The sequence below is a fragment of the Natrialba taiwanensis DSM 12281 genome (genome assembly GCF_000337595.1).
GTDB lineage: Archaea > Halobacteriota > Halobacteria > Halobacteriales > Natrialbaceae > Natrialba > Natrialba taiwanensis.
The window spans coordinates 278,751-285,150 of record NZ_AOIL01000012.1 but is presented as its reverse complement, the minus strand read 5'-3'; the positions used below and the strand labels follow the sequence as shown (position 1 = coordinate 285,150).

Here is a 6,400-nt window from a genome sequence, read left to right as displayed (position 1 = left end):
CCTCGAGCCTGCCGATTTCGGATATCGCCGAGGTCCTCGACTCCCCCGAACGGGTCCTTGGCCTGCACTTTTTCAACCCGCCGGTGAAGATGGACCTCGTCGAGGTCATCTACGGGCAGGAGACGACCGACGAGGTTGCGGATGCCGGCTACGAGTGGGTCGAGTCGATCGACAAGACGCCGATCTACGTTCGCAAGGACGTGCGCGGCTTCGTCGTCAACACCATCGTCGGCCCGTTCGGCGGCGAACCCGCGTTCATGGTCTCGGAAGGCGAAGCAACCATTCGCGAGGCTGACGCGACCATGGCCCACGAACGAGGCTACCCCATGGGGCCGTTCGAACTCGCCGACCTGACCGGCATCGACGTGGGCTATCACGTCCGCAAGGAAGGCGGCAGTCCGATCCCACCGATCACCGAAGCGAAGGTCGAGGCCGAAGAACTCGGTCAGAAGACCGGAAAGGGATTCTACGACTACGAAGACGGCGACGGCGCGGACTACCAGCCCGACGACGCGGGCGACTTCGACTGGCTCCGCGTCGAAGCGCGTATGGCAAACCGCGCCGCGTTCCTCGTCGGCGAGGGTGTCGCCACTCCCGAGGAGGTCGACACCGGCGTCCAGCTCGGCCTCGGCTTCCCCGAGGGCATCTGCCGCCGCGCCGACAAGCTCGGACTGGACACCGTCCTCGAGAAACTCGAGACGCTCCACGAGGAGAGCGGCGCGGAGCGGTTCGAACCGCATCCCTATCTCGACGAACTCGTCTCCGAGGGCAAAACCGGCGAGGACGCCGGCGCGGGCTTCTACGAGTACGACACCGACGACGGCGCGCTCGACTCCTACCACAACCTCAACGTCGATCTCGACGACGGCGTGCTCGCAATCGAACTCGACCGCCCATCGCGGATGAACGCCATCTCGAACGACCTCCTCGCCGAACTCGACGACCTGCTCTCGACGGTCGACACCGACGACGTGCGCTGTGTCACCGTCGAGGGCGTCGGCGACCGCGCGTTCAGCGCCGGGGCCGACATCACCGGTTTCGGCGGCGCGGACCCGACCGACGTGATGGACGTAACGCCCGCCTTCGAGACGGTCAACGACTTCCCGAGACCCGTCGTGGCCAAGATCGACGGCTACTGTCTCGGTGCCGGCCTCGAACTCGCACTCGCCTGCGACCTGCGACTCGCCACCGAACGGTCCTCCTTCGGCGCTCCCGAGATCGGGCTCGGACTGATCCCCGGTGGCGGCGGCACGCAGCGACTCCTGCGGGTTCTCGGCGAGACCCGCGCGAAAGAACTCGTCTTCCGCGGCAACCACATCGACGCCGAGCGCGCCGAAGAATGGGGGCTGATTAATCGTGCGGTCGACCGCGACGAGTTCAGCGACGCGGTTGCGGACTTCGTCGATGATCTGCGCACCGGCCCGCCGATCGGTCTCAAGGTGGCAAAGAAGGTGATGAACGAGGGCGAGGATGCGAGTCTCGAGGCTGCGCTCGCGATGGAGAGCCAGGGCTTCGGGCTCCTGTTTACGACCGAGGATATGCGCGAGGGGACGGCCGCCTTCGCCGAGGATCGAGAGCCCGAGTTCAGCGGCGAGTAGTACCCGTCGGCCGTTCGACACTCAGACGGGCTGCTGTACCGATACCGATTTCCCGGCGCGCCCGCGCTGTCCTGCCAGTGCGTCGGCACTGACCGACAGCAGTCCGTCTCACTCGGTGCTGTCGTCCTCGCCCAGATCCTCGTAGATCCGTGGATCGGTTTTGAACTTGAGGACGTTGTGGACCGCCGAGTTTCGGACGTTCGCGATAACGTCGCCGTACTCCGTGTAACAGTCGTGAATCCACCGCGAGACCTGCTCGCGATTGCGGAACATCATCACCGTCTTCCACTGGTACTCGCCGTCGGAAAGGAAGAAAAACAGCGTGTGCTTGTCCCGCTTGATGTGCTCCATCGCGTCCCGCCAGCGCTCGGCGAAGTGTTCGGCGTTGAACTTGAACTCGAACAGCGCGAAGATGTAGTACTCCTCGTTGGGGATGATCGCCTCCCGGAAGACGCCTTCGTCGCGCATCCGCCGGATGGACTCGCTGACGGTGACGTGTGACACGTCGATGTCGTACTCCTCCTCGAGTACCGTCGTCAGTTCCCGCGAGGACAGTTGTGGATCGTTCGAGAGTTCACAGAGGATCGCGATGTCGCGGTCTTTGAACTCCCAGTTCGGTGCATCGTCGGGCGTGGATTCGGGTGTCATTTGTAGTCGTCGATCGGTGTCGCTGTAAGTTCGGTTTGCAGTCGTCGGTGAGTACCGGCGCTGAACTCGACTGACCGGCCTACTACCGAGTTCGCTGCAACTCGATGCCATCTGCTGTCAGTCGCTGCTCTGCCCCGGTCGTTCGTTCGAGTACTGTGTTTAGTTTCCATTGTAAAGTCAGTTTGGGAATGCACAGCTGACAGTACTATGTGGTGTTACAGAAAGAAACAGAAATAGTACTGGAGATGGCAGATCCTGAATGGGGATTCTATGTTCTATAATCCATATTGTAGGGATATTTCTGGAGATATCCATATATACTAAATTATTTTGTCTGAATAGTGCCCATATAAACAACTTCCTGGCTAGGCCGGATAATAGTCGTCAGATAGAAGAGTATTACTAGTAAACTATGAACCTGTGAGGCCACCATCAGCGTTCATTATTCTTGTCGGTACCAACTCGCCGAACCTTCGACGGCATCGTGCCGAAACGCGCTGATCGATTCTCGTGGCCTCCGCTCCGGAGACCTGCGCGACCACCGCCGCTGAACTCGCTAGCAGTTGTTCGCCGATGCGACCGTCCGCGGTTCGCAATCGAACGGTTCCCTCGGGCGGAGTTTCGTCGCGTGCGGTCCTCGCTTCGCTTTCGCCGCCGGCGCTGAAAGCGTTCTCGTCGCGGATGCCTCCCGTCCGCTTATTCCGCTGTCTCGGTTTTGATGAGGAACTTCATGTCGCCCTCGAAGACGACGGTGTCGTCCTGGTTCGTCATCACCGTATCGAGGACGACGAGACCCGCGTCGTCGCGACTGCTCACGTCCTTCGTCTCCGTAACCTCGATGTCGAGCGAGAGGGTGTCACCGATGTAGACCGGGTTCGGCAGATCCATGTAATTCATCCCGAGGAAGGCAAATGCCGTGCGCTCGACGATGCCGGTGCGATAGACGAACCCCGTCGCCTGGACGAACGTCATCGGTCCGTGGGCGATCCGCCCCTCGAAGGGACCGTCCTCGGCATAGTCCTTGTTCGTATGCAGTTCCGTCCAGTCGCCCGACAGCGCCGAGTGCATGACGAAATCGGCTTCCGTGACGGTCCGACCGACGCTCTCGAACTCCTGGCCCACCTCGAAGTCCTCGAAGTGGTGTGGCTCGTAACTGTATGCCATACGTAGACCTTCTAACCAACCCACAAATAGTTTACCACGCACCCGATTCGGGTGTGACGCGGCGCTAGATTGATCCCGGACCTCTCCGCCGTCGCCGCTCCGCTTCCGTCTCCGCGCTGTCATCGCCACGCAGTGACGCTCGCTCGATTACCGGTGGTCGTAGACCCGTTTGACCTTGCCGACCTCCGTCCGTTCGATGCTTCCGGGGTCGACGAGTTCGAGTTCGTCCGGCGTGAACGAGAGCACGTTTTCGAGCCGCGTGAGTATCCGATCGCGCAACTCGTTTCGGTCGGCCTCCGAATCGGTTTCGTGCTCGATCGTGAGCTCCAGGCGGTCGAGGTTGTCCTCTCGATAGAGGTCGATCCGGTAGTAGGGGGCGACGGAATCGAACTCGAGGACCACATCCTCGATCTCACTGGGATAGAGGTTGACGCCGCGGACGATGATGAGATCGTCCGCACGACCGGTGACGTTATCCATGCGAACCATCGTTCGCCCGCAGGCACACTTCTCGGTGGTGAGCGTCGTCAGATCGCCGGTCCGATATCGCAGTACCGGAAGCGCCTCCTTCGAGAGGGTGGTCAGCACGAGTTCACCTTCCTCGCCCTCGGGCAGTGGCTCGCCGGTGGTGGGGTCGACGACTTCGGGGTAGAAGTGATCTTCCCAGATGTGGAGGCCGTCCTGGGCGTCGTGGCACTCGACGGAGACGCCGGGGCCGATGATCTCCGAGAGGCCGTAGATGTCGATGCCGGTGACGCCGAGCCGGTCCTCGATTTCCTCACGCATGGGGTTGGTACAGGGTTCGGCACCGAAGATAACAGTCGAGACCGGCAGGTCGGCGACGTCGATCCCCATTTCGGCGGCCGTCTCCGCGAGGTACAGCGAGTACGACGGCGTGCAACTGAGCGCGTCGCTCTCTAAGTCTTGCAGGAGTTCGACCTGTCGCTGGGTTTGTCCCCCGCCGATCGGAATGACCGTCGCCCCGAGTTCTTCGATGCCGTAGTGGAGTCCGAGGCCGCCCGTAAAGAGTCCGTAGCCGTAGCCGTTCTGGACGGTATCTCCCGGTTCGACCCCCGCTGCGGCGAGCGATCGGGCGACGACCTCGCTCCAGACGGCCACGTCCTCGTCGGTGTAGGAGACGATTTTCGGCTTCCCGGTCGTCCCCGAGGAAGCGTGAATCCGGCACACGTCCGCGTCGTCGACGGCGAACAGGCCGTCGGGGTACTCCGCCCGAAAGTCTTCCTTGGTCGTGAACGGTAGTTGCCGGATGTCGTCGACCGTCTGGATATCGTCGGGGGAAACGCCGGCGGCGTCGAGTTCGTCGCGGTAGAACGCGACGTTGTCGTAGGCGTGGCGGACCGTCTCTCGAAGCCGTTCGTTCTGCAGCGCTCGAATCTCCGAACGGGGGGCCGTCTCTGTCTGCGTATAACTCATCCTCATTCGCCACTCTAGAGTCCCTCGATAAAAACCATGTGGTATGCACACACGGATTGTGGATTGTGGTAACGATCATAGTGCGGGGAGCAAAGTTGGCGAGGGAAGCAGACAGCGGCTCGCTCGCGGGACTAACGAGGACGACCCGGGTCAGCGAGCACGAATCGGGTGCGTATCACCGTCAGGACCTTATAAAACCGCCACAAGCGGGGGTCGATTTTTATAGGGTGGTGAAATCAATTGGTGGTATGTCTCAGGGTGACATATCACAGGGTGGCAGGCGCGACGTTCTCCGAGCACTCACGGCCGGGAGCGTCGTCGGCGTGACCGGACTCGCCGGCTGTATCGGCAGTCCCGACGAGGTCGGCAACGGCGACGACGAAAACTTCGATACCGTGCAGTTCGGCGTCCTCGAGCCGTTCACCGGCGCGTTCACTGATCTCGCCGAAGAACGACACCAGGGAACCGAACTCGCGATCACGCAGATAAACGAGAGCGACGAGTACGACTTTACGATCGAGTACGACGACTACGACACGCAACTCGACCCGGCGACGGCGACCCAGCGGGCCGATCAGGCGGTCCAATCCGACGGGGCGCAGTTTCTCACCGGCTGCATCTCGAGTTCGTCGGCGCTCGCGATCAACGACTTTGCGCGCGAGAACGAGATCGTCTACACGCCGGGCGCGGCGGACGTGTCGATCACGGGCGAGGAGTGCAATCAGTACGTGTTCCGGTTCGAGACGAGTACGGCACAGATCGCCGAAGTGATGTCTCAGTGGACCGCCGACGAACTCGGCGATCGGATCGTCTACCACATCGCGGACTACGCGTACGGCGAGTCCGTACTGGAGGAGGTCGAAACGCGGATGGAGTCGACCAGCGACTCCTACGAACGCGTCGGCGTGACCCGGTCGGATCAGGGGTCGAACGACTTCGAGGCGTTCATCAGCCAGATTTCGAACGAAAGCGACGAGGCGGACGCGCTCGTCGTCGGGATGACAGGGTCCGACCTGGCCATCTTCCTCTCGCAGGCGCGGTCTCGCGGCCTCCAGAACGAGATCCCGATCGTCACGACGACCGGCTCGTTCCGGTCGATCCGAACGGGGGCGGGTGACGGGGCCTACGATATCTACAGCGGCGTGCGATACGTGCCCGAACTCGAGACGGGGGACAACCAGGAATTCGTCGAGGCCTACGAGAGCGAGTACGACGGCGACGTACCGGACAACTTCTCGCGCGTGGGTTACGAGTCGGTTCGGATGGTCGCAAACGGCATCCGCGAAGCCGGCTCCCGCAATCCGACGACGGTCGCGGAGACGTTACCCGGCATGGAACACGAAACCATCTTCGGGCCGAACGAGTTCCGCGAGTGCGACCAGCAGGCGTCGAATCCGGTCTGGATGGGCGAGTGCGTCGAACCGGAGTCGGGCGACCTCGCTACGGTTGACCTCCTCGAGGAACTCTCCGGAGCGGACGCAGCGCCCGACTGTGCGGAGACGGGGTGTGACCTGTAGTATGGACCGGCACGGTCCATCGACTGTGAGGCCAGATCC

Annotated in this window: 5 protein-coding genes; 2 read left to right on the top strand and 3 right to left on the bottom strand. The window is 62.0% G+C overall.

Annotation, left to right across the window (positions count from 1 at the left end):
* Positions 1-1,598: 3-hydroxyacyl-CoA dehydrogenase/enoyl-CoA hydratase family protein (locus tag C484_RS03660; RefSeq protein WP_006824622.1), on the top strand; the 1,598-nt coding region annotated here is incomplete at its 5' end.
* Between the two features lie 108 nt (positions 1,599-1,706).
* Here the strand turns inward: C484_RS03660 and C484_RS03655 are convergent.
* The 3 genes from C484_RS03655 to paaK all read right to left on the bottom strand — a co-directional run bounded on the left by C484_RS03655 (position 1,707) and on the right by paaK (position 4,844).
* Complete coding sequence (locus C484_RS03655) at positions 1,707-2,246, bottom strand: Lrp/AsnC family transcriptional regulator (RefSeq protein WP_006824621.1); 540 nt, start codon at positions 2,244-2,246, stop codon at positions 1,707-1,709.
* Positions 2,247-2,942: 696 nt separating this feature from the next.
* Positions 2,943-3,410, bottom strand: coding sequence for a MaoC/PaaZ C-terminal domain-containing protein (locus tag C484_RS03650; RefSeq protein ID WP_006824620.1), 468 nt, complete (start codon positions 3,408-3,410; stop codon positions 2,943-2,945).
* A 147-nt stretch (positions 3,411-3,557) separates the two neighbouring features.
* On the bottom strand, positions 3,558-4,844 hold the full coding sequence (paaK, locus tag C484_RS03645; protein ID WP_049914998.1) for a phenylacetate--CoA ligase PaaK: 1,287 nt from the start codon (positions 4,842-4,844) through the stop codon (positions 3,558-3,560).
* A 248-nt stretch (positions 4,845-5,092) separates the two neighbouring features.
* Here paaK and C484_RS03640 point away from each other — a divergent pair, with 248 nt between their 5' ends.
* Positions 5,093-6,361, top strand: coding sequence for an ABC transporter substrate-binding protein (locus tag C484_RS03640; RefSeq protein WP_006824618.1), 1,269 nt, complete (start codon positions 5,093-5,095; stop codon positions 6,359-6,361).
* Positions 6,362-6,400: the final 39 nt, after the last annotated feature.

Bases quoted from the DNA above. Each gene is read 5' to 3' on its own strand.
- C484_RS03655 (WP_006824621.1), bottom strand. From the start codon at position 2,246: ATGACACCCGAATCCACGCCCGACGATGCACCGAACTGGGAGTTCAAA.
- C484_RS03650 (WP_006824620.1), bottom strand. From the start codon at position 3,410: ATGGCATACAGTTACGAGCCACACCACTTCGAGGACTTCGAGGTGGGC.
- paaK (WP_049914998.1), bottom strand. From the start codon at position 4,844: ATGAGTTATACGCAGACAGAGACGGCCCCCCGTTCGGAGATTCGAGCG.
- C484_RS03640 (WP_006824618.1), top strand. From the start codon at position 5,093: ATGTCTCAGGGTGACATATCACAGGGTGGCAGGCGCGACGTTCTCCGA.